Raw genomic sequence first — 21,477 nt, 5'->3', positions numbered from 1 at the left:
ACCGGCATTCAGGACAATCTGGCTGACAAGGCTCGCAAGATGGGCCTCTGCGTCTGGGATTTCCGGGGGAGGAGAGGCCGTTGAATTGCGCTGAGAATTGGCTCCCAATAACTTTTGCTGCGGCTTGGCAAAGCAGCCCTCTGCCCACGAAAACAATATCGCGCGATTGCAGGGCTGTGGCTTCCCTCCGCGTAACCGCATTTCAAGAACTTTTACCTACAGCTTGATTGCTCTAAGATGAAGCTGCGGGGAGGGGGGAATGTGAATGGTGCCATTGTCTTGTTGGTGATCAATGCCGCTGTCGCAGGCATGTTCGCGCTCTGCTATGGCCTGATAGCGCTGATCAACAAAGGGCAGCGCGCCGTGATGCCGTTTGGCATCAGCTATTTGATCGGGATGCTGACACCGTTGAGTGAACTGGGGGTGCGTTGGTCACATCATCCTGCTCCCTTTATGATTGTCAGCTATACCTCGCTGCTGGGTGGTTTTCTGGCGATGGCCGCTGCGCTCAACCGCTTTGAACGTCGCAGCACACGATCGCGTGGAGGTGGAACCAATGGAGGCCGACGACTATGGAACTGTGGTCCCGTTGCGGCGGGCACACACCGATTGATAAAGCATGGCCTTGATCCGTATCCTTTTCTGCAACCAATTGCGTCCCGATCTCCTCCATTTACCTGACATTCCGCCGTGACCGCAGGAAAATGAGGGCCGAGATCCAGCGACAGATCGGCCACTATCTGCCCTGGCGCAAGCCGCACCAGCACATGTGGGACTAAACGCCTAACTGATTGCGGGATAGCAGGCCGTTGATGACAGGACGTTGGGCGCAGCAGGCAGGAGGCCGATGACCGAATTGTAGGGCAGGGCGATCGTGATCCGGTTCATCCCTGAAACGCCGCCGCAGGTCTGGCCGGCAGCAACAGTGATCGTGGCATTGTCCAGCGATACGCCCCATGCCAGGCCGCGTGAACGCGCATAGCTCTGAACGGCGCTGGTCGAGCCGCAGATGTCCTGCCCCAGCGTCATACATCGCACGGCATTGGTGTTCACTTCCTGCAACACCTGCCGTGTCCATTCCAGCCGCCCGCCCTCGATCAGCACAAAGATGAAGGCGAGCAATACCGGCGCCGTCAGGGCAAATTCGATGGCCGTGAGGGCGCTTGTATCACGCTTCCATCGGTTGATCATGGCTTGCCCCCTCATTGCAGCCGCACCGTGACGGATCGGGCAAGAGTGGTTCCGGCCAGCCAGCGGTCAGGCACGATCATGGGTTGATAGGTGACCTGCGCCTGCACGGTCAGATAAAAGCCCGATGTGGCCCCGCTTGGGCAGGCCATCCCGCAGGCGGCGGCAGGTGTATAGATCGGGCTCAGCCCCGATACACAGGCGCATGGCCGGTTGGCCAGGCTGGCGGCGCAGGATTGCTGCTCGCCGTTGCAGGTGATCCTGGTACTGGGTTTGCCGTTGGGAACCCATGCGGTGGAGGCGACATAGCCCGATAGCTGGGTGGAGTTGATCGTATCGGAGTTGCGCATGTTATAGGCCAGTATCGCTGCCTGATCGACCGCAGCCCCCATCGAGCTTCCCGCCACCAGATAGGCCGCGAAATCAAGGCAGTGCAGCAGCAGAACGAAAACGAGGATCGACCACAGGGCAAACTCGATCGTGGCGGTGCCCACAAGATGAGCGCGCAGATCACGCAAAAGGCGACGCAGGCGCAGCAAAGGCATCATGAGGCGGCTCCTGATCTTCATTTTATCAGTGTGACCGAACTGCTGGTGGATGAGGCGCTGCTCAGGCTGCTGCACATCGTAGCTGCGGAGGGACCGCTGGCCAATGTGACGGTTTTGGCCACGATCATGAAGCAACCGCCCGTGGCGCCGGCGCCGCCGCTCATCTGGAAATCGGAATTGGGCACATAGACCGCCCCGGAAAACACATCCTGCGTTCCCCCGCCAAGGATGGTGGCAGAGGTGGATTTGGTGACAAAAAGCACATCTGGGATGCCCGAGGCCGAACCGCTGCCGGGCGCGCTCAGATTGACCGAGGTGCCGCCCGCGACATTGAGCGTTCCGGCCATGACAAAGCTGACGTTCGAGCCTGCCATGGTACCGCCGGTGTTGTTGGTGAAGCCGCCGTTGATCGTGTAGAGACCGGCGCCGAATGTGGAGCTGCCGTTGAGGCTGAGATTGCCGTTGATCAGGTGGTTGGCGGTCTGGCCAAAGGTGATCGTGCTGCCGCCCGAGGTGATGATCGCGCCATTGGCGCTGAACGTGCCATTGCCGAAGGTGAGAACGCTGCCGCCGGACAGGACAATGGCATTGGGCGGGCTGGCGCTGTCGCGGCCGATGGCAACATTGCCCGCCCCCACAACCATCGTACTCCCGCCGCCGCTGATGGCAATGGCGCCGTTCACATCAAGGTCGCCTGCGCCAAGCGTGACCGTTGATCCGCCGCCCACCGTAATCGCGCCCAGATAATGCCGTCCGGCGCCCAGCGTCAGCGAAGTGCCGCCTGAAAGGTTGATTGGCGCGTTGATGGTTACCGGCCCGTCTCCAATAATCAGCCTGCCGCCTCCACCCACCGTCAGGCTGCCGCTGATCGTGACTGTTGAAGGCCCCTGAATATTGATGGTGAGGCTGCCGGTGTTGAGGTTGCGGAAATTATAGATGCCGGGTGGAAATGTCCATGTGCTGCCCGTCAGGGTACCGGTATGGCCTTGAAAGGTCATGACCGCCGGATACCATCCCGGCGCCATGTCCGCGCCGACGGGCACGGAGGGCGCAACGGGCGGAGTGTAGGTGCCGATGAGCGCTTGCGCAGCAGCGATGCTCGCATTGCCCGCCAGGGGATCGGCGGTATTGTTGCTTTTGCGGGTCTGACTGCCGGTGATGCTGCTGCCGGCGGCAACATTCAGTGATGATCCATAGATTGTCGGATCGGCGCTGATCGAACTGCCGCCGTCAATACCCACGGAGCCGGACGACAATAGCGATTTCGCAGAAATCGTTGAGCCGCCGGTCACGCTGACCATGCTGTTCGAGGCAATCGCGCATTGCGGGGCGCTCAATCGCGTACCGCCGGAAAGGGTAACGCCGCTGTCGGTGGATGAAAGGGCGATGATGCAGGCCGGTGTCGAAGAACTGGCCAGCGAGGCGACCGAGACGACCTTGACCGTATAGCTGGCCTGTGTGCGGAGCACCTGTCCAAAAAAGACCGGGACCGTTCGGGTGAGGACCACCTGAACAGCGTCGGAAACCGAAGCGCTGTAGTTGGTTAAATGCGTGACCGCGACGTTGGAACTGGCCACCCCGTTCATATTGGCAACATTGGTGGCCGTGGCGGTCAGGATGGCGTCGCTCTTGCTCGAAGCATAGGCATTTGCGGCGGCAAGGGCGGCAACATCGGCAATCCCCTGATAGGTGATCTTGGCCTGATAGCCCTGACCCAATTCCACCGAGAGGGCCGCGATGCCGATGATGACCGGCAAGGCGCTGACGCCCAGTATGCTGACGCTGGCCCGTGTATCCAGCGCCAGATGGCGGGAGAGGCAGGAAGACCTATGTAATACTATGGTGCTCAAGCGGTACGATATTAACGCAATGCGTTGTCCATAGTGTGCAAATCCTTGAAGGATTTTCAGTTCAAAAAACTGAAAAACATAAAGAATCGCTGCTATTGCCATAGTTCTTTTAGAACATGGAAAGTTTTAACGAGAATTTAGAAATCTATTTCACTATCTGGTATATTTATATGGTTAACCTGTTCACATTTTTGTGAATGCAGGGTTCGGTCTTCCAGCCCTTTGAATATGCGATTATGCTGATCCATCAACGATGCGAGGCGGTCACGAGATGGAGCATGCCGCCCGGCCCGGCACGGGATCGCGGCGTCATCGCAAGCTCGACGGCCTGCGCGCGCTCATCCGCTCCATCTCGCTGCTTTACCATGACAGGCGGACGCTCATCGCGGCGTTGACACCTTCGCCAATATTCGTCTGGGTCCAGTATTTCGCGTTCAGCAGGTTGTTGACATTGCCGGTAAACGTCACCTTGCGCCCGCCAACCACCGTGTTGTACTGAAAGCCGAGGTTGGCGGTGGTATAGGCCGGAACATATAGGTTGTTGCTGTCGCTGGTCGGGGCCTTGCCGGTATGGCGCAGATTGCCATGCAGGCTCAGCCCCGGAACGGCCGGGACATAATATTCGACATTGCCGGTCAGTTGCCATTTCGCCGCACCGGCAGGAATATTCCCGCGCACATCCTCGTTGCCGACCGAAACATTCCTGATGCTCGGATCGAGGTGGAGCACCCCCGCGCCCAGTTTCAGCCTGTCGCTGAACCGATAGCTGCCAATCGCCTCGACACCTTTGTAGAGCGTCAGCCCATCCTGGGTCAGGCTGCGCGCGCCATTGATAATGCGGTCGATTGTGTTGGCGCGTTCGATGCGGAAACCGGCCAAAGTCAGGCTGATCTGCCGATGCTCATATTTGGCGCCGATCTCATACTGGCGGCTCAGCGTTGCTTTGAGCACCTCTCCGGCATTGGCATATTCGCCGCCGACCCGGCTGCCCGGCTCCATCGCCTCGACATAGCTGCCATAGAGCGAGGCATAGGGGGCAGGCTTGTAGATCAGGGCCATTGTTGGCGTTACCGCAGAGGTGCGATAGCCCGAATCCACCGACGGATTGCCGTCCAGATCGGCCAGACTGTACCGGGTATAACGCGCACCGACCATAGCCTGAACATGCTCGCCAAGGCGCAAAGTATCGCTGAGGAACAGCGCGCGTTGCTGCTCTTTGCTGGGCCAGCCACCGGTTCCAAAACGGATGGCGCGCGTCACGCGGAACGGCTGATCCTGATAGATATTGCCGTTGAAATCATTGCCCCAATAATAGTCCTTGTCATTATAGCCAAAGGCGCTGTCTGTCTGCTGAAACGAGGCGCCCGTGACGATCTGATGCCGGATCGGGCCGGTCGTCACATCGCCCTGTATCATTGCCTGGACGAAATGGTTCTGGTCCAGTTCGGCAAAATTGTAGGCATAGCCGTCATAATCCCCGGCCTGATTGCGCATATAGACGAACATCTTGTTCGAGCGATGATACTTGTTGGTATAGCCATAGGTCAGGCGAGCCGACCAGCCCCGGGCAAAGGTCCAGTTCAGCCCGGTGGCTGTGGCCAGCGTCCGCGCCTTGTAATAGCTGTTCGCGACGTTGAGCTTTTCATAGTCATAAGTCGGGCGGGGCAAGGCGTTGCCTACATAATTCGCCCAGTAGAACTGGAAAGGCTCATGCTGAAGATTGCTGTCTTCATAGGTTGCAGTGGCGTACCATTTAAGGTCAGGATTGATCGCATATTCAAGCGCCAATGACCCGACCAGCCGGTTTACCCCCGCTTGATTATAGGCGTTGCCCTTTTCCCCGCCGATGTTGACACGGTAGCCAAGCCTGCCGTCTTTTGTGATCGGGCCGCCCGCATCGGCGCGCGCATAAAACACGCTGTTGGTGCGATAGCCGATTTCGGTTGTCAGCATCGGTTCGGCGGTAGGCCGTTTGGTGCGATAGCTGATCACGCCGCCCGGCGCGCCAAAGCCATACATAAAGCCGGTCAGGCCCTTCAAGGCTGTCACGCTTTCGATAGGCTCCAGCGGGAAATCACCGCCCCAGTAAAGCAGCAGCGGCACATCATCGATATAATAGTTGCGCACGCCCAATCCCCGGATCTGGGTGCCCCACCAATTGGTCGAGCCGGAAGGGGCGGAAGAAAAGACCGACGGATCATTGGCAAAGATTTGCCCGATGCTGTTCGCCTGTCGCCGGGTGATGTCCTCTGCATCGATGACCGAGATCGAGTAGGGGGTGTCGAGCAGGGTTTTTGCGCCCAGTGCGCCGCCTTGGCTGACTTGGCTCTGGCCCTCGTCAGGCTTGAGGCCCGTCACGATGATGGTGGTATTCGCATCGTTCAGCGCCGCATTGTCTGCCGTATCAGCCTCGGCGGCGGAAACGGCCGGGCACAACCCTACACCTGACAACATGGTGGCGGACAAGAGCGACAGGACCAATTTGTGCATCATGGAAGAACCCCCTTCATCATGGCACGGTCCAATAGAAATTATGCTATTGAGAGTCAATTGCATAAACAGGCGGGTCTTCAACCCGCATTTGACGGCGGTGGCTCTTCCTCTTTGACTTACCTCACTGCCAGGCAGCAATGATATATCATCGTTTAGCTCGCAAAGGTGGTGGAAGGATATGGCAGTTTCTGTTGTCGAGGCTTCACAGGCGCGCCTTCCCGTCACTGTCCTGTCGGGCTTTCTGGGTGCAGGCAAAACAACGCTGCTCAACCACATCTTTGCCAATCGCGAGGGGTGGCGGGTATCTCAAATGGCTGGTCGATACCGGCTATGGCAAGCGGATCATGTTCGGTTCGGACCAGATGGTGTGGCCCGGCGCAATTGGGCCGGCCATTGCTTCGATCCAGACAGCGCCCTTCCTAACGCCTGCACAAAAACGCGACGTTTTACATGATAATGCGGCGCGGTTTCTCAGGCTCTCGGGCGGTCCGGTCGCTCCCCGGTGATGGTTGGGGCGCCTGACATCCAGTTTATGCGATCGATGAGCATGAACGACCGACCGCTTCTGGGTACCCGTCTAGGCGCTGGAATGTCTGCTCTGAGGGCGAATTAGAGTAGCCTTGCCTTGAACCATCTCGCCACTTCGGGTTCGGCCAGTGTGCCACTGGACAGCGCCAGAACCATGTGAACGGCCTCTGCAGGCGTGAAACTGATCTGCACCTCGTTCAGCGCGAGGAACAGGCGCGCCAGCACCCACGCGGTTCGCTTGTTGCCATCGGTGAAGGGATAATTGCGCGCGACACCATAGGCATAGGCTGCGGCCAAAGCGCATAGATCGGCCTCGCCATAGGCCCATTGGTTGCGTGGCCGCCCCAATGCCGATTCCAGCGCCATGGCCTTGCCCCAGGCCGCGCGATCGACATGATGGCTGATCGCGAAATGGCGAAAACCCAGCCATTGCGTGACATCCGCCATGGCGGCGATCACATCCGCTGTGGATCCGGTGGTTGCGATGATGCGCCTGAACTGGGTGACAATCCTTTCGATGCCCATGATAGCAGATATCGACCCCGGCCGGACCATCAAGCCGCCGTGCCCCGCGATCGCCCCTTTTCGAGTTCATGGTCGCTGGCCGGGTTCTCACGCCGCCTCCGGACCGGTTGTGTCGCAAAAATGTCATACAATAATATGCTGCAGTGCAAAACACAGTCTGCGGTTGATTTCCGACGAAACGAGGCAAGGGTTCGATGGAGCGTCCGATGAGCGCGCTGCGCTTTCTCCGGATCCTCGTTTCCCGGCAGGCTTCGAACCTATGACAGGCAGGTCTTATCTCGACACGAGACCTGCCTGGCGCAACGCGAGCGCCTATCATGCCCTTCGCGGCATCGATCGCGCCGGACTGATGTGGGAATGGCTGCGTCGGGACGAGGATTATATCGCATGGCACGCCGAGGCGAGCAGCGTCACCCGCGCCGCGGATACGTCGGTGCGCTGGGGGCTGCACTTTCGCTGAAGACCCGCATCGCCCGGCCCCTTTGGCCAGGGTGATCTGGAGTGCTGCTTTTGATCCTGCGATCCTGTCGGTGGCTGTCGTGCCGGAACTTGGCCCGGTAGGGGATCGTATCGTGCTGGGTGAACTCGCTCCCTGGCTGACGATTGTTACGGACAGTGCGGAGCGGGAGCATGTGCTGCTCTCCGATGGCTGGCATCACATAAGGCTCGATGTCGAGGACGGATGTCTGATGGGCCAGGAGGCGGTGTGTCTGCGCTACCGGCTTGACGGTGTCAGTTCGGCTCAGGCCATGCTGCTGCCGCTGCGCCGCTTTCTCGCCTTCTGCGGCCAGAGGCGCTTCGTGCCCGGCCTGTTTCCCGGTGATCCGGGGATCGAGCGGGGCCTGGCCATGCTGCGCGTGCATGACGCGCTGGCCGATAATGCCAGCCACCGCGAGATCGGCGCGGCGCTGTTCGGAGAGGAACGCATTGCCGGGGAATGGGGCGGCGCATCGGATTCGCTGCGCTCACGCGTGCGGCGCCTGGTGCGCGATGCGAAGACCATCGCGCGCGGGGGCTATCGGCAGCTGTTGCGGCGGGGCGGGCCGGTTTGAGAGGCCCGGTCGCTGGCAGTGCGGGCGCGATGGGCCCGATAGCGGATGCCCGGCCCTTGCGCCGCGATGCACCAACGCCTGAGGCCTGAGCTCGACCGACCAGGAAAAATGTGGTTGTTGGGAATGAGGCTACGCGCTGGTGTCTCGCCGGGATCTATGGAAAGCTCGCGTCGCGGGCACGTCGCTGCCCGGTCCTGTCATGACCGAAAAGGCAATGTCCCCAGCAGATGATCCGCGTTGTGCCCGATACGAATGTTTTGCTTCATGCCCGCAAGCTCGCATCGCTGGGCTGGGACCATCTCGGGGAAAGTGAGGTGGCGATCATCATCGTCGGGCCGGTCATTACCGAGATCGACAAGCACAAGATGAAGCCTGGCCGGCTTGGACGGCGGGCAAGGGAGGTCAGTGCCGATATTCGCGAAACTATCAGACTGCCGGAGCGGACGAAGGTCCTGCGGGATAAAGGGCCCCGTGTGACCATGCAGATTGTGGCGGGTGTGGCATTGCATGAGCGGCTTCATCCCAGCCTCGATCTGAATAATATGGATCATCAAATTGCCAATCACTGCCTCGCTTTGGCCAAGGATGGGCAGGAGGTCCGATTGCTGACCAACGATACCATTGCATCGCTGATCGCTGAGGAAGTTGGCATTCCGGCTATGATCCTGCCCGAGGACTGGTTGCTCGCGCCTGAGGCCGATGAGGCTGAAAAGAAGCTGAAGCAGGCCAATGCGGAAATCGCGATGCTCCGAAGTCAGGAGCCGCGCATGACAGTTGAAGTGTTGGGCGCTGACGGCAAGCCCATGACGCGCCTCGTGGCCAAGATCCGCCGCTATCCGGCCTTGCCAGCCTATCAGGTTCAGGATCTGGCGGATTACGCCGGCCGGATCTGCCCGCCGATCGAGGACTTTGGGCCCAAGACCTTTGCCGAAGCCATTGCCGAGGAGGAAAAGGCTTATACCGATAAGCGCTTGAGTGCCCTTATGCGATTGGGGCGGGCTTCCACCCTGGCCATGGAAGCCGTGTTCAATCCGGTTACCGAGGACAAGATCCAGTTCTATCGCACGGTCACCTACCCCAAATGGCTGGCGCAACTCAGGGAGGCGCTCGAAACCATTCATCACCACTTCAACCGGACCCAGGGGTGGCCGACACTGGAACTGGTCACCGCCAATTCAGGAACCCGGCCTGCCGAAGGGGTGTTGATCGAGGCACGCGTGCGTGGTGCGTTGCGTCTCAGACGGGTTTTGCCGGAAAAAGAGCAGAGCGACGGATCGGCACGGCCGCGGCCTTTACCATCGCCTCCCGCTGCGCCGCGAGGCGCAATCGTGCGGCGCGATCGTTTCCGTCATCTGATGAGCATCATGGCGCCTCCTCCTGCCGCATTTTTGCGAGAACCACCTGTCTTTGAGCAACTGCTGCCCCGAAACATCGTGCCGGACCCGACGCTTCTGTGCTGGAAGCCGGCGCGGGGAAAGGCCGCCTCCATGGTCAGGGGAGAATGTACCATCTGGCGCCATCACGGCGAAGCGCGGCGGGAAAGCCTGTTCGTCGAGGCAGTCTGCGAGAGCGGCAAAGCACAAGGTGCGATTGATCTGACCATCAGCGCGCATAACCTGAGCGAAAGGCTTGAGCAGACCCTGCCGGTCGATCTGGAAGTCGAGACAGACGATACGGCCGGCTTTGCCAGGGCGCTGATAGATGATTTTTCAAAACTGGAGCCTTATTTTCGCCGATCCTGAAGAGACCGGAAAAGCAAAGAGTTTCGGGGCCATCCCGTCCGTCTGGGCGCCGGACGGGACCAGGCTCCAGGGCGCGATGCGTCCCCGGACCGCAAAGCGGCGTTCCGGCCCTGCGGGTGATGATCCTTCGGCCAAAGGCATGAAAGAGGGCTGTTGACGCCGCGCTAGGGCGCGGCGGCGTTTTTGTGGGCCTTCCCCTCGGAGCGCGGGTGGGCGGCGCGCCCTTCTGGGCGGTCCCCGCCGGGCTGCAAGCCGGTCGTTCCGCCCGGCTCCTCCACTGCGTTGCGGCCGTTCCGGTGCAGCCCGGCTCGATGGGCCCGCCCCGATGGCGCTGGTGCCGCCCACCCCCGCTCCGGGGGAAGCCGATGGGGCTTGGGGTGGCGCAAGGAGGATACCATGCGTCAGACTGGCCGATCCCGTGCTCTTGGTGAGAGCGATGCGCCGCGCGGGGGGAACCGCCATGCGCTTTACGATGAAGTGACGGGCAAGATCATCGCCCAGCTCGAGGCGGGGCGCTTCCCGTGGGTTCAGCCCTGGGGGGCGGCATCAGGCTCCGGCCTTGGCCCCGCGCTTCCCCGCAATGCGCTGAGCGGGGGGAACCGCCATGCGCTTTACGATGAAGTGACGGGCAAGATCATCGCCCAGCTCGAGGCGGGGCGCTTCCCGTGGGTTCAGCCCTGGGGGGCGGCATCAGGCTCCGGCCTTGGCCCCGCGCTTCCCCGCAATGCGCTGACCGGCAGAGCCTATTCGGGCGTCAATGTCCTGCTTTTGTGGGGCAGCGTGATCGAAGAGGGCTATCCGTCGCAGGGCTGGCTGACCTTCCGGCAGGCGCTCGAAGCGGGCGGCAACGTCCGCAAGGGCGAGAAAGGCGTCACCGTCGTCTATGCCGACCGCTTCACCCCGCAGGCCGAGAAGGCCCGCGCGCAGGAGAGCGGCGAGGATGCGCGTTCGGTGCCGTTCCTCAAGCGCTTCACTGTCTTCAATCTGGCGCAATGCGAGGGGATGCGCGAAGGTCTGTCCGCCGATCCCGAACCTTTGCCCGAGCGCCAAATCGTGCCTTTGGCCGAGGAGGTCATCGACGCATCGGGCGTTCCCTTTCGCATCGGCGGGGCCAAGGCCTTCTATGTGCCCTCCACCGATTATGTGCAGGTGCCGCCGCAGCCTGCCTTTTTCGAGCAGATCAACTATTACCGCACGGCGCTGCATGAATTGACTCATGCGACCGGGCACGGCTCGCGGCTTGACCGCAAGATCGTCAATCCGTTCGCCAGCAAGGACTATGCCCGCGAGGAACTGGTCGCGGAAATGGGTTCGGCTTTCCTCTGCGCGGCTTTGGGCATTGTGCCGACCGTGCGCCATGCCGATTATCTTGGTTCATGGCTGGAAGTTTTGCGCGAGGATAATCGCGCGATCTTTCGCGCCGCCGGTCAGGCCAGCAAGGCCGCCGACTGGCTGCTGACGCGGCATGCCGAACATAAGGCGGGCAAGAATACGGATGACAACGCGACAGGCGATAGTGAGATGGGTGAAGGGAGGGCGGCGGCATGACCCTGCTTCCCGAACGCATCCGTGTGGCCCTGCTCGTCAATGCCGCGCGTCATAGGGTGGCCCGCAATTGTATCGAACTGGGCGACGATCTGCCCGAACCCGACCCGGTGCCCCTGCTCAAACTGTTCAACCCCTGCGGTGCTGCAACATGGCTGGCCAGCGAGCTGGACGAGGATGGCGACACTTTGTTCGGGCTGGCTGATCTTGGTTTCGGCTGCCCTGAACTCGGCTCCTTTTCCTTGCGCGAAATCGCGGCGGTTCGCCTGCCTTTTGGCCTGCGGATCGAGCGCGATCACGATTTTGCCAGCCGTCATCCGCTGTCCCTCTGGGCGCAGAGCGCGCGGCAATTGGGTTCGATCACGCAGGCGGAAATCGCCCTGCATCTGATCGGCATCTGAAACGCATTTCGCCGCTGGCTTGGCGGCAACAGGCTTGCCTGTGCGGATCGGAAAGCAGGTCTTTCTCTCCGCGCAGGCCGGACGCGGGCGGGCGTTTCCCGCTGCATCAAAGCCGGTCCGCCGCTCTTGGATGGATCAGGCGGACCGGTACTCGCTTGGAGTATGACAGATGAAACTCGACTTTATCGACCTTGGCAAGCTTTGTGTGAGCAGGACCAATATGCGCTTTTCAAAGAAAGCGCCCGATGTCACCGACATCCTGCCGACCATGCGCCGCCACGGGGTGATCGTGCCGGTGCTGGTAAGGCAGAACGGCAGCCCTGAAACCTTCGAGATCGTCGCGGGCACGCGGCGTTTCCATGCCGCCGCCCTGCTGGCGCAGGAGTGCCGCGCATTGGGGCAGGAGGTCGATGCGATGCCCTGCGCGATCCTTGAAAGCGGCGATGATGCCGATGCTGTCGAGGCCTCGCTGATCGAGAATTCAGCGCGGCTCGATCCCGATGAAGTGACCCGCTGGGAGTGTTTCACCCGGCTGGTGCGCGAGGGGCGCGGCGTGGACGATCTTTCCACCACCTTCGGCCTGCCCGACCTCGCCGTGCGGCGCATCCTCGCGCTGGGCAACCTGCTCCCGCGCATCCGCGAGGCCTATCGCCGCAAGGAGATTGATGCGACCACGGTCCGGCACCTGACCATGGCCAGCAAAAGCCAGCAAAAGGCGTGGCTGGCGCTTTATGACGATCCCGATGCCTATTGCCCGACCGGTTATCAGTTGAAGCAATGGCTGTTTGGCGGGCAGTCGATCCCGGTCGCCCATGCCCTGTTCGACACATCGGGCATGGCGGGCATCGTCGCCGACCTCTTCGGTGAGGAAAGCTATTTTGCTGATCTGCAGGCTTTCTGGAGCGCGCAGAATGGGGCCATCGAACAGCGCCGTACGACCTATCTCGAGGCAGGCTGGGCCGATGTGGTGATCGTCCCGCCTACCGAGCATTTCCACACTTGGGAGCATGAAAAAGCGCCCAAACGCAAAGGCGGGCGGGTCTATATCGATGTGCGCAGCAATGGCGAGGTTACCTTCCATGAAGGCTATGTCACCGCCAAGGAGGCCCGCCGCATCGAGTGCGGCGATGCCGTCACCCCCGCGATCAAGGCAGCAAGGCCCGAAGTCACCGGGCCGATGCAATGCTACATCGACCTGCACCGCCATGCTGCCTTGCGCGCCGCGCTCATCGATCATGGCGGGCTGGCTTTGCGCCTGATGGTGGCCCATGCCATCGCCGGTTCCTCGCTCTGGCATGTCGGCATCGAGAAGCAGACGAGCCGCCATGACGCCATCGCCGAGAGCGTCGAGAATGGCCGGGGCGAGGCGGATTTCGATGCCGCGCGGCGCAAGGTGCTGACCCTGCTGTCGCTCGATCCCGACGAGCCGACTGTCACGGGCATGGGCAAGGATCAGGTCAACAGGTGGGACGGCAGCGATCTGGTTGCGATTTTCCTGCGCCTGATGGCGCTGGGCGATGCCGACCTGCTCTGCGTGATCGCGGTGGTGATGGGGGAGGCGCTGGCCTCGGGCGGCGCGATCATCGAGGCGGTCGGCCGGCATATCGCCATGGATATGGCGTCCTACTGGCAGGCCGACGATGCCTTTTTTGACCTTGCCCGCGACCGCGAAGTCCTTACCGCGATGATGGGCGAGGTGGCCGGTTCCACCATCGCCGGGGCGAATGCCGGTGAAAAGAGCAAAGTGCTCAAGACCATCATCCGCAACCATCTCGAAGGTGCGGACGGTCGCGACAAATGCGAGGGCTGGGTGCCGCGCTGGATGACCTTCCCGCCCTCGGCCTATACCGCGCGGGGCGGGGTCGGCACGGTAGAGAAGGCGGCGCTGGCCGCCGATGCCACTGCAAGGCGCGCCTTGTCGAGGGATGGTGCTAACGAGGATCTGTCCGCTGACCTTGAAGATTTCGCGGCACTGGAAGGTCTTGATGGTCGTGAAAAACCCGATGGTCCGGATGCGCCTGATGGTCCGGATACGGCCGATGTCTCGCGGCACCTGACGGTGATGTGACGCCGGGCGCGTGAGGCGCGGCGGGGAAGGGGCCGCCAGGCCTTTTCCCCGCTGGTCTTCCCGCCAAACCGGACCGGGCCGCGCGCTCCCTTCGGTCGCGCGCGGCCCGGTCTTCTGCTTCTGAAACCGGGCCTGTCTCGAAAGGCCGATGGAAGACCGGTCTGGCGCTGAAACGATGGGGCGATGCTCGACTGTGTTTCAGCCGCCATCACCAGAGGAGGCCTTCGCCCGCCGACCTTCCCGATTTTGTCAAGCAGAGGGCGGGGCAGGAACTCCTGCTTCAATGGCCGGCTCGATGGGCAGCGGCGCCCGTCTCATGCGGGACGGGCGCCGCTTTGTGTGGAAACCGTGAAAAAGGAATTCCTCTTGGTCTTCACGCGCGGTCGGGGCATGATCGGGTCATGCCTGCCTCTTTGCCCGGTCTTTTTCACGCCTCCCGTCCTGCTCCATCAGGCTCTGTCATGGGGGCGACCGTCACCCGCGTGAAGGGGAGCATGCGGCGATGAGCGAACGCGGGACCATCACCTTTTCCGGCAGGGTCTGGGTCTGGCAGGCGCGCAGCGGCGAGAGGTCCATGCGCTGGTTCTTCGTCAGCATCGAGGGTGAAGCCGCCGCCGAAATCAAACTGGCCTCGCTCGGGCTGACCGCAGGCTTCGGCTCGCTGCCGGTACGAGTCCGGATCGGCGCGACGGCATGGCGGACCTCGGTCTTTCCCCAGCGTGAGACGGGCGGATGGCTGTTGCCGCTCAAGGCCGATGTCCGCAAACGCGAGGGGCTGGAGGAGGGCAGCGAGGTCGAGGTCGCCATCGACATTTAAGCCTGTCGCAAGATGGTTTTTACAGGCCTGTCGACACCAGCCGCATCAATCCCGGGAGCACACGAACCCCTGGAGCCTCCCCGGATCGGGTCATGATGATGGCTCAGGCGCGTTTGCGCAGAACCATCTGATCCTGTTCGCACAGGCCGCAGGGCGCGCGGCTGCGCTCGAAACCCCGCTCGACCGCCAGTTCGCCAAGATTGGCGCGCAGACTGTCATCCATCGGCAAAGTCAGCTGCAGGGCGACGCAGGTTTCGCAGATCGGTGCGGGGGCGAGCCGCTCGACCAGTCGCCGGATCGTCTCGAACATCGCAGACATCGAACTCTCCCTGCTCCTGCTGATTCCGCACCGCCAGGCTCTCCTTGGCAAGGTGTTGAGCCTGTTGTCTAGGATCGCCCAATCCTTCCCTTCGGCCAAGGGCATGGCTTGCGTTTTCCACGGCTTTGAGCAGTTTGACAGGCAGGCGGGCGGGAGCCAGACGGCATGCGGACAGCCTCGGGACCGGCTGCCTGCGTGCGCTCGCGGTGTCTGCGTCCAAGCTCTTCCGGCCGGGTTGGGAACTGTGGATAGCAGGCTTGATGAGAACGTCTGACTTTGGCTAGTTTCGGCCCATGGGCATCGCGGATAACGAGCAGTGGTTGAACCGTGAAGGGCAGGCGATATCTGCCGGATGCAGCCTGTCTCAACGTAACCGATCTTCACGCGGGCGATCTTCGCGCAGCCGATCTGCCGGTGAAGCCGGTGACGCACTCATACCCGTCGAACGGCTGATCGAAGTGGTCTGGCAGGTGTCGCGCAGCATGCGCAGACACGGCGATCTTGTCGGCGTCCGTGAGGATGATCCGGCCTATCTTGAAGACGGACTGGCCATGGCGATACGGCTTGACCTGCCATGTGCGAAAGAGCTCTTTTGCGCAGGCGCAGGCGGACTTGAACGACGTTTTTTCGAGCTTTTCGATGATCTGTGCCGGGAGTTGCGGGGACTGCGCGCGCCCATTTGATCCGGGGGCCGGCGTGATCCGGGTTGCGGCCGCCATCGGCCATGCTCGGGGAACGTTTGCGGCACAGTGAATTCAAGGCAGGTGAATTCAAGGCAGGTGAATTCAAGCCGGGTGAGTTCATGCGCCGTGAACTCATGACCCGTAAACTCTTGCCTGTATCGCGGGTCCTGATGGCGCGAAATGAGTAGCCCCTAGTTTTCTAGACGCCTTTCGCTCTCAAAATCTTCTGTCGTTCAAACTCGGCGGGTGACAGCATCCCGTTCCTGACATGCTTGCGCACCGGGTTATAGAACATCTCGATGTAATCGAACACATCCTGTCGGGCTTCCTCGCGGGTTTTGTAGGTGCGCCTGCGGATACGCTCGCGTTTGAGGCATGAGAAGAAGCTCTCCGCCACAGCATTGTCGTGGCAGTTGCCGCGCCGGCTCATCGAGTGCTCCAGATTGTGGGCCCGGATGAACGCAGCCCAGTCCATGCTGGTGAACTGCGAGCCCTGATCCGAATGGATCAGCACCCGGCCTTTGGGTTTGCGGCGCCAGACAGCCATATACAAGGCCTGCAAAACCACATCGGTGGTCTGCTTGCTTTGCATCGACCAGCCCACCACCCGACGCGAAAACAGATCAAGCACGACAGCCAGATAGGCAAAGCCCTCCATAGTCCGGATGTAGGTGATGTCTGTCACCCATGCCCGGTCAGGTGCTGCAACATCAAATTGGCGTGCCAGCGTGTTGTCGACTACCAGCGACGGCTTGCCGCTATAGCTGCCAGGTCGTCGTTTATAGCCGATCTGCGCCTTGATGCCCGCCAATCTGGTCAGCCTGGCGACACGGTTCGGGCAGCAGGTCTCGCCCTGGTCGGCAAGGTCGTCATGCAACTTGCGGTAGCCATAGACCTTGCCGCTGTCGTTCCACGCCTGCCGCAGCAACTTGGTCTGCCGTACATCTTCCTGGGCTCGCTGGCTCAGCGGGTTCTTGGCCCAAGCATAGTAGCCGCTGGGCTGCACCGCCAGGCATTGGCACATCGCCCGAACCCCGAAACGGTCGCGATGCTCGGCAATGAACGCGTATCTCACTTGGCATCTCTGGCGAAATACGCGGTGGCTTTTTTTAGGATGTCGCGCTCCTCGGTCACCCGGCCAACTCGCGCTTCAACTGGCGGATCTCGGCATCCTTGCCCGCATCACCAGATACCTGTCGAGTAAATTGCCGCTTCCATGCATACAACGAATGCGCACTCACCCCGAGCCGCTGCGACACCTCCGCTACCGGATAGCCCCGCTCGGTAATCTGGGCCACCGCGTCACGCTTGAACTCATCGCTGAAATTGGGCTTCCCCATCGTCGCCTCCTGTCCTCAAAATTAGGATCAAAGGCGTCCAGAAATCTAGGGGCTACTCACATAGGCGTTTGGGATCTGTACGACCTGCGGACCGGCTTCGCCTTTGTTCTCGGTCTTTCTGCTGCGCCTGATCCATTTCAGGAAACCGCGATCGCGCAGACGTGCCAGCGCGTTGTGGACGGCAGAATAGCTGTAGCCAGTCCGTTCGGCGATGGTGTTGATCGCCGGCTCCAGCCGCCCGGTTGCGTAATCGACAAGACCATAGAGTGTTTCCAGCACGGCAATCCCGATTTCGCCCAACACGCCGTTACGGACGCCGGGGGTTTTCCCCTTTCGCTCTTTGCGCGTGCGCAGGTCCAGCGCTCTGGCTGCCTTCAGTACCGCGCCCGCCAGACGCGATGCGCCTTTGCGCGTGCCGCGCTGTCGTCCGATTCCAATAGGTCGCCAAATGCGGTCTTCCAGCTGCCCCTCATAATAACTGTTGCGCCAGACCGGCTGGCCCGAGCGCGGCGATGTTCCGTTGGCCGATTCACGTGCCGACAGGGCGGCGCCCAGCGCACCGACCAGCGAGGATGCCTTGTCACCAAAAGAGGCCGTCATGCGCGGCCTCCGCAGTTCAGTTGCGCGGTGTCAGCGTGAGCAAAGACAAGGGCAGGGGGTAGTCCCTCGCACAACAGGTCGGCCCATTCCTGCGCCAGTTCGCGCCGGCGCTCCATATAGGCGGCGCGGTTGTAGATCGGTTCGACCCCTTCCTGTTGATGCGCCAGCATAAGATCGATGATCGCCCGATCGGGTGAAGCGTCGGTATGCCCGGCCGCGCGCCACCGCCTTTCGGCGCGTTCGTTCATGATGGTCGAGAAGGTGGACCGCCATCCATGCGGCACATGTCGGCCGGAATAGCCCAGATCCCGATACCGTTTGGAAATTGCGTTGTCGCTGATGGGCTTGGTCGGGAAACGGGTGTTGGGAAACAGGTATGGACCGCCATGCGTCAGCTCGCTCGCCAGCCTGACGATCTCTACGGCCTGGCATGATAGCGGCACTAGGAATTCGAAGGCCTGCTGCTTGCGCTGTTCCTTGCCCAATTTCATCTTGGCCGCAGGGATGCGCCAGATCGGCTCGCTTGTGTCCAACCCCTCGAATTCCGATGGCTCGGCATAGCGCAAGGGTTCCGAGCGCACGGCCGTCACCGCCATAAGGCGTGAGGCCAGCTTTGTGTGAGGCCAACCATTCAGGTTCGCTTCGGCGATTAGCAGTGCCCGCGCCTCCTCGATGGAGGTCAGCGCGGGATAATTGCGTTTTGGCACGGCATGCAGAGCCTTGCGCATCATTCCGGCCGGGTCGATTTCCGCTAGGCCGGATGAAACTGCAAAGACAAACACGTCCGACATCCGTTGCCGCATTCGGTGCGCCTGGTCGAAGGCGCGGCGCTCCTCGATCGGGTTGAGCACCTCGAGGATATGTGCGGGCCTGATCTTGGCGATCGGCAAATGGCCGATGATTGGAAAGACATCCTTCTCCAGGCTCCGCAGAATTTTGGCTGCGTGCTTGTCGGATAGAAAGTCTTTTCGCTTGCGGTGCCAGATTTTCGCGACAGCTTCGAACGTCTCGGCGGCCTGCTGCTTTTTGGATCTGGACGGGTCGAAGCCCGCGGCAAGGGACCGGGCGGCTTCCTCGCGGCCAACTCTGGCCTGTGCTAGCGACACGGCCGGATAGGCCCCGATCGTCAGCACCTTTTCCCGGCCGCCGATCCGATATTTCCAACGCCAGGAGCGATGCCCCGACGTCGAAACGAAAAGATAAAGGCCGTGTGCGTCGCTGAGCTTGTAGGGTTTGTCGCCGCCCTTCGCTGTTCGACACTTTGCGTCGGTAAGAATCGGATACCCCCTTTGCCCAATTCTCGTACCCCGTCCAATACCCCCAAACAGTGGGAGATGGATTGCAAAGCAGCGGGAACGATTGGGAAGGGAAATCTTGGAAAAACCGGCCATTTGCAAGGCTGGTTAGTACCGATTGGGATTTATTGGGGGAAGTAAATGGTGCCTGGGGACGGGATCGAACCGCCGACACCGTGATTTTCAGTCACGTGCTCTACCAACTGAGCTACCCAGGCATTAGCATTTTTTACCGTTTAGCAGAGGATGTTGCCATCGCCTCGCCGCCGGTGGACGGGCCTATGGCTAACCGGATCGGACTTGGCAAGCCAAAAAAACACATTCGATGAAACTTATTTGTCATCCTCCCCATTTGCGGGGTTTCCGGGCAGGGCATAGCCATCCGAGAGCCACTGCATCAGGTCGCGATCGCGGCAACGGGTTGAACAAAAGGGCTTATGTGATTCGCTGCGGGGTTTGCCGCAGACCGGACATTTGCGTGTTTGTTGGGTCATGATGCCACCGCCTGCGCGAATCCGCCGTCGAGGGCAAGACCCGCATCCTCTTGAAAATCAAGCCGACGCCCGCTGCGCCTGGCCAATTCCTCGCGCCACTCGGGCGTGATCGCGGCGATAACGGAGGGGTTCGCGCGCAGCAGCAAGACTCCGGCCTCCTCTACCCTCTCGGCCCGGCGCAGCAGCATCCGGGCCGCCGCGCCCGCCCGTGCATGGGTCAGGCGCGCCAGCAGCGAGGGGCGCTCCATCCGCGCCACAATCTGCACAAAGCCAAAGCCGTTCATCGCCGTGCGCTCATGCGTCCAGCCCTCGAGCCCCTGCGTCAAAACGCCGTCCACGGCCTGCCGCTCGGCCTTGGCCTCCAGCGTGGGGAAATCAATGCCGATCGATCCGCCCAGATCAAGCCGCCGAATTGTCGCCGCCACCGCTTCTGCCGCCGCCAGCGCCAGTGCGGGCGGGGGCAGGGGGCCATCAACGTCGATCACCGTCATCGCGGGCGTGGGGGACAGCACCAGCGCGCCGCCCGAAAAATCGACATGGCCGCTCCACGCCTCGCCCCACACGTCCTCCCACACGCCAGCGGGAAATTGGCGCACCACGCGCGCATCGGGCAAGGTTTCGGCAAGGCGCGGGGCAGGGCGCAAAGGCGCCTCGCACGGGCGCGACTGGGCCAATTTGTAGCGGCCGGTTTCGGCCATTGCGCTGCGCAGGATTTCGATGCGGATCGGCGCGCCCTCGCTCGCCTCACGCGGCAGGCGGTCGACCAGCGCCTCCTCGCCGCTGTTCAGGCGCAGGACGCCCCGCCGCGATCCGGCGGCGCGGCGGATCAGGGTCGCGTCCTCAACCTGTCCCGGCGCGGCGCGTCCGGGCCAGTCAATTTTGGCCGCCACCACTTCGGAGCCCCCATTTGCGCCGCCATCGAGCAGCACCGCGCGATCCTCGCCGATGCCTTGCTCGATCAGCCACATAAGGTTTTAATCCAGAGGATAGGCAGCCGCACGCAGCAGCGCCCGCGTTTCATACAAAGGCAGGCCGATCACGCCCGAATGACTGCCCGACAGGCGCCGGATCAACGCTTCGGCGCGGCCCTGAATGGCATAGCCACCCGCCTTGCCCAGCCCTTCGCCGCTGGCGATATAGGCGTCGATCTCCTGATCGGTCAGGTTTTTGAAAATCACCACCGTCTCGACCTGCTTGACGCGTTCGCGCCCGGCGGTGTCGATCACGCAGACCGAGGAGATGCACAATTGCCGACGCCCGGAAATCGCGCGCAACATCTCGCGCTGCAATTCCACTGTCTCGGCAGGCGGCAGAACCCGCCGCCCCAGCGCCACCGACGTATCGCCCGCAATGACGATCTCATTGGGCGCGCGGTCCACTGCCCGCGCCTTTTCCACCGCGAGGCGGCGGGCATAGGCACGGGGCAATTCGCCTTTCAGGGGCGTTTCGTCGATATCGGGGCTGGCGATACGGTCGGGCGCGATGCCCAGACGCGCCAAAAGATCCCGCCGCCGGGGCGAGGACGAGGCCAGCACCAGATGCGGTTTGCCGGCCTGATCGGTCATAGCCATCGCTTGGTTTCGACCGGGCGCTTAATAAGAGCCGGGGCCGCCGCGACCGGGCATGAAGCGATAGGTGATACGACCCTTGGTCAGGTCATAGGGGGTCAGCTCGACCAGCACCTCGTCGCCCACCAGCACGCGGATGCGGTTCTTGCGCATCTTGCCTGCCGTGTGGCCAAGGATCTCGTGATCATTCTCCAGCCGCACGCGGAACATCGCGTTGGGCAGCAGTTCGACCACCTGGCCGCGCATTTCGAGCAGTTCTTCTTTCGCCATCCGTAAACTTCGGTTCTCTGATAAGAGGGGGGATTGGGGCGCGCCATAGACGCAGATACGGCAAAAGGAAAGCCAAACTCGCGCGGTCTATATCCAGTTATGCCAGTAAAGCGCGAAAATGTAGCGCGGATGCGACAATATGTTACCTTGC

22 protein-coding genes, 1 tRNA gene and 2 pseudogenes are annotated in these 21,477 nt (G+C 61.6%); 10 read left to right on the top strand and 15 right to left on the bottom strand.

What is annotated here, in order from left to right; all coding sequences use genetic code 11:
• The first annotated feature begins 261 nt into the window (after positions 1–261).
• The gene (locus tag PQ467_RS11020; RefSeq protein WP_274173458.1) at positions 262–681 is read left to right on the top strand and encodes a hypothetical protein; all 420 of its coding nucleotides are present in this window, start codon (positions 262–264) and stop codon (positions 679–681) included.
• 102 nt (positions 682–783) lie between these two features.
• Here the strand turns inward: PQ467_RS11020 and PQ467_RS11015 are convergent, their stop codons facing one another.
• From PQ467_RS11015 to PQ467_RS11000, 4 genes are all read right to left on the bottom strand, one after another.
• On the bottom strand, positions 784–1,191 hold the full coding sequence (locus tag PQ467_RS11015; protein WP_274173457.1) for a TadE/TadG family type IV pilus assembly protein: 408 nt from the start codon (positions 1,189–1,191) through the stop codon (positions 784–786).
• 11 nt (positions 1,192–1,202) lie between these two features.
• Positions 1,203–1,736 carry a TadE family protein gene (locus PQ467_RS11010; protein ID WP_274173456.1) on the bottom strand — a complete coding sequence of 178 codons (534 nt, stop codon included), beginning with the start codon at positions 1,734–1,736 and terminating at the stop codon, positions 1,203–1,205.
• A 17-nt stretch (positions 1,737–1,753) separates the two neighbouring features.
• Entirely contained in the window at positions 1,754–3,586 is a 1,833-nt protein-coding gene (locus PQ467_RS11005) for a pilus assembly protein TadG-related protein (protein WP_274173455.1), read from the bottom strand.
• A gap of 360 nt (positions 3,587–3,946) precedes the next feature.
• Positions 3,947–6,079, bottom strand: coding sequence for a TonB-dependent siderophore receptor (locus PQ467_RS11000; RefSeq protein ID WP_274173454.1), 2,133 nt, complete (start codon positions 6,077–6,079; stop codon positions 3,947–3,949).
• 178 nt (positions 6,080–6,257) lie between these two features.
• On the opposite strand from PQ467_RS11000, the pseudogene PQ467_RS22740 reads away from it, so the two are divergent.
• A pseudogene (locus tag PQ467_RS22740) lies at positions 6,258–6,371 on the top strand (GTP-binding protein); the annotation flags it as partial.
• A 52-nt stretch (positions 6,372–6,423) separates the two neighbouring features.
• Positions 6,424–6,585 (top strand): amidohydrolase family protein, encoded by a 162-nt coding sequence (locus PQ467_RS22735; RefSeq protein WP_443192941.1) that lies wholly within the window; start codon positions 6,424–6,426, stop codon positions 6,583–6,585.
• A 103-nt stretch (positions 6,586–6,688) separates the two neighbouring features.
• Here PQ467_RS22735 and PQ467_RS10990 read toward each other — a convergent pair whose 3' ends face one another.
• Positions 6,689–7,132, bottom strand: coding sequence for a type II toxin-antitoxin system death-on-curing family toxin (locus PQ467_RS10990; RefSeq protein WP_274173452.1), 444 nt, complete (start codon positions 7,130–7,132; stop codon positions 6,689–6,691).
• A 259-nt stretch (positions 7,133–7,391) separates the two neighbouring features.
• Here PQ467_RS10990 and PQ467_RS10985 point away from each other — a divergent pair, with 259 nt between their 5' ends.
• The 7 genes from PQ467_RS10985 to PQ467_RS10955 all read left to right on the top strand — a co-directional run bounded on the left by PQ467_RS10985 (position 7,392) and on the right by PQ467_RS10955 (position 14,757).
• The gene (locus PQ467_RS10985) at positions 7,392–7,592 is read left to right on the top strand and encodes a transcriptional regulator domain-containing protein (protein ID WP_274173451.1); all 201 of its coding nucleotides are present in this window, start codon (positions 7,392–7,394) and stop codon (positions 7,590–7,592) included.
• A 31-nt stretch (positions 7,593–7,623) separates the two neighbouring features.
• Positions 7,624–8,184 (top strand): DNA -binding domain-containing protein, encoded by a 561-nt coding sequence (locus PQ467_RS10980; RefSeq protein WP_274176138.1) that lies wholly within the window; start codon positions 7,624–7,626, stop codon positions 8,182–8,184.
• 227 nt (positions 8,185–8,411) lie between these two features.
• Entirely contained in the window at positions 8,412–9,926 is a 1,515-nt protein-coding gene (locus tag PQ467_RS10975; protein WP_274173450.1) for a PIN domain-containing protein, read from the top strand.
• Positions 9,927–10,322: 396 nt separating this feature from the next.
• On the top strand, positions 10,323–11,474 hold the full coding sequence (locus PQ467_RS10970; RefSeq protein ID WP_274173449.1) for an ArdC family protein: 1,152 nt from the start codon (positions 10,323–10,325) through the stop codon (positions 11,472–11,474).
• Positions 11,471–11,872, top strand: coding sequence for a DUF2958 domain-containing protein (locus PQ467_RS10965; protein WP_274173448.1), 402 nt, complete (start codon positions 11,471–11,473; stop codon positions 11,870–11,872). Before PQ467_RS10970 ends, PQ467_RS10965 begins: the two co-directional genes overlap by 4 nt.
• Before the next feature lie 169 nt (positions 11,873–12,041).
• On the top strand, positions 12,042–13,940 hold the full coding sequence (locus PQ467_RS10960) for a ParB/RepB/Spo0J family partition protein (protein ID WP_274173447.1): 1,899 nt from the start codon (positions 12,042–12,044) through the stop codon (positions 13,938–13,940).
• 502 nt (positions 13,941–14,442) lie between these two features.
• Positions 14,443–14,757 carry a DUF1905 domain-containing protein gene (locus PQ467_RS10955; protein WP_274173446.1) on the top strand — a complete coding sequence of 105 codons (315 nt, stop codon included), beginning with the start codon at positions 14,443–14,445 and terminating at the stop codon, positions 14,755–14,757.
• 103 nt (positions 14,758–14,860) lie between these two features.
• Here the strand turns inward: PQ467_RS10955 and PQ467_RS10950 are convergent, their stop codons facing one another.
• The 10 genes and pseudogenes from PQ467_RS10950 to infA all read right to left on the bottom strand — a co-directional run bounded on the left by PQ467_RS10950 (position 14,861) and on the right by infA (position 21,326).
• Positions 14,861–15,076, bottom strand: a complete 216-nt coding sequence (locus PQ467_RS10950) for a hypothetical protein (RefSeq protein ID WP_274173445.1) — start codon at positions 15,074–15,076, stop codon at positions 14,861–14,863.
• A 380-nt stretch (positions 15,077–15,456) separates the two neighbouring features.
• Positions 15,457–15,795 carry a hypothetical protein gene (locus tag PQ467_RS10945; RefSeq protein WP_274173444.1) on the bottom strand — a complete coding sequence of 113 codons (339 nt, stop codon included), beginning with the start codon at positions 15,793–15,795 and terminating at the stop codon, positions 15,457–15,459.
• A 163-nt stretch (positions 15,796–15,958) separates the two neighbouring features.
• A pseudogene (locus PQ467_RS10940) lies at positions 15,959–17,099 on the bottom strand (IS3 family transposase).
• Between the two features lie 45 nt (positions 17,100–17,144).
• A complete protein-coding gene (locus tag PQ467_RS10935; protein ID WP_274173443.1) occupies positions 17,145–17,699 on the bottom strand; it encodes a hypothetical protein in 555 nt (184 codons plus the stop codon).
• Positions 17,696–19,090 (bottom strand): tyrosine-type recombinase/integrase, encoded by a 1,395-nt coding sequence (locus tag PQ467_RS10930; protein WP_274173442.1) that lies wholly within the window; start codon positions 19,088–19,090, stop codon positions 17,696–17,698. The genes PQ467_RS10935 and PQ467_RS10930 overlap by 4 nt, the downstream gene beginning before the upstream one ends.
• 46 nt (positions 19,091–19,136) lie before the next feature.
• Positions 19,137–19,212: transfer RNA gene (locus tag PQ467_RS10925), tRNA-Phe, on the bottom strand.
• Positions 19,213–19,326: 114 nt separating this feature from the next.
• The gene (yacG, locus tag PQ467_RS10920; RefSeq protein ID WP_274173441.1) at positions 19,327–19,488 is read right to left on the bottom strand and encodes a DNA gyrase inhibitor YacG; all 162 of its coding nucleotides are present in this window, start codon (positions 19,486–19,488) and stop codon (positions 19,327–19,329) included.
• Complete coding sequence (locus tag PQ467_RS10915; protein ID WP_274173440.1) at positions 19,485–20,456, bottom strand: ribonuclease E/G; 972 nt, start codon at positions 20,454–20,456, stop codon at positions 19,485–19,487. Before PQ467_RS10915 ends, yacG begins: the two co-directional genes overlap by 4 nt.
• Before the next feature lie 6 nt (positions 20,457–20,462).
• Positions 20,463–21,053, bottom strand: a complete 591-nt coding sequence (locus tag PQ467_RS10910) for a Maf family protein (RefSeq protein WP_274173439.1) — start codon at positions 21,051–21,053, stop codon at positions 20,463–20,465.
• A 27-nt stretch (positions 21,054–21,080) separates the two neighbouring features.
• Complete coding sequence (gene infA, locus PQ467_RS10905) at positions 21,081–21,326, bottom strand: translation initiation factor IF-1 (RefSeq protein WP_168605162.1); 246 nt, start codon at positions 21,324–21,326, stop codon at positions 21,081–21,083.
• Positions 21,327–21,477 lie beyond the last annotated feature (151 nt).

It is taken from the genome of Novosphingobium sp. KACC 22771, assembly GCF_028736195.1.
In the GTDB taxonomy this organism is placed as follows: domain Bacteria; phylum Pseudomonadota; class Alphaproteobacteria; order Sphingomonadales; family Sphingomonadaceae; genus Novosphingobium.
Note: the sequence above shows the minus strand (reverse complement) of the source record. Positions and strands in the feature narration are given on the sequence as shown.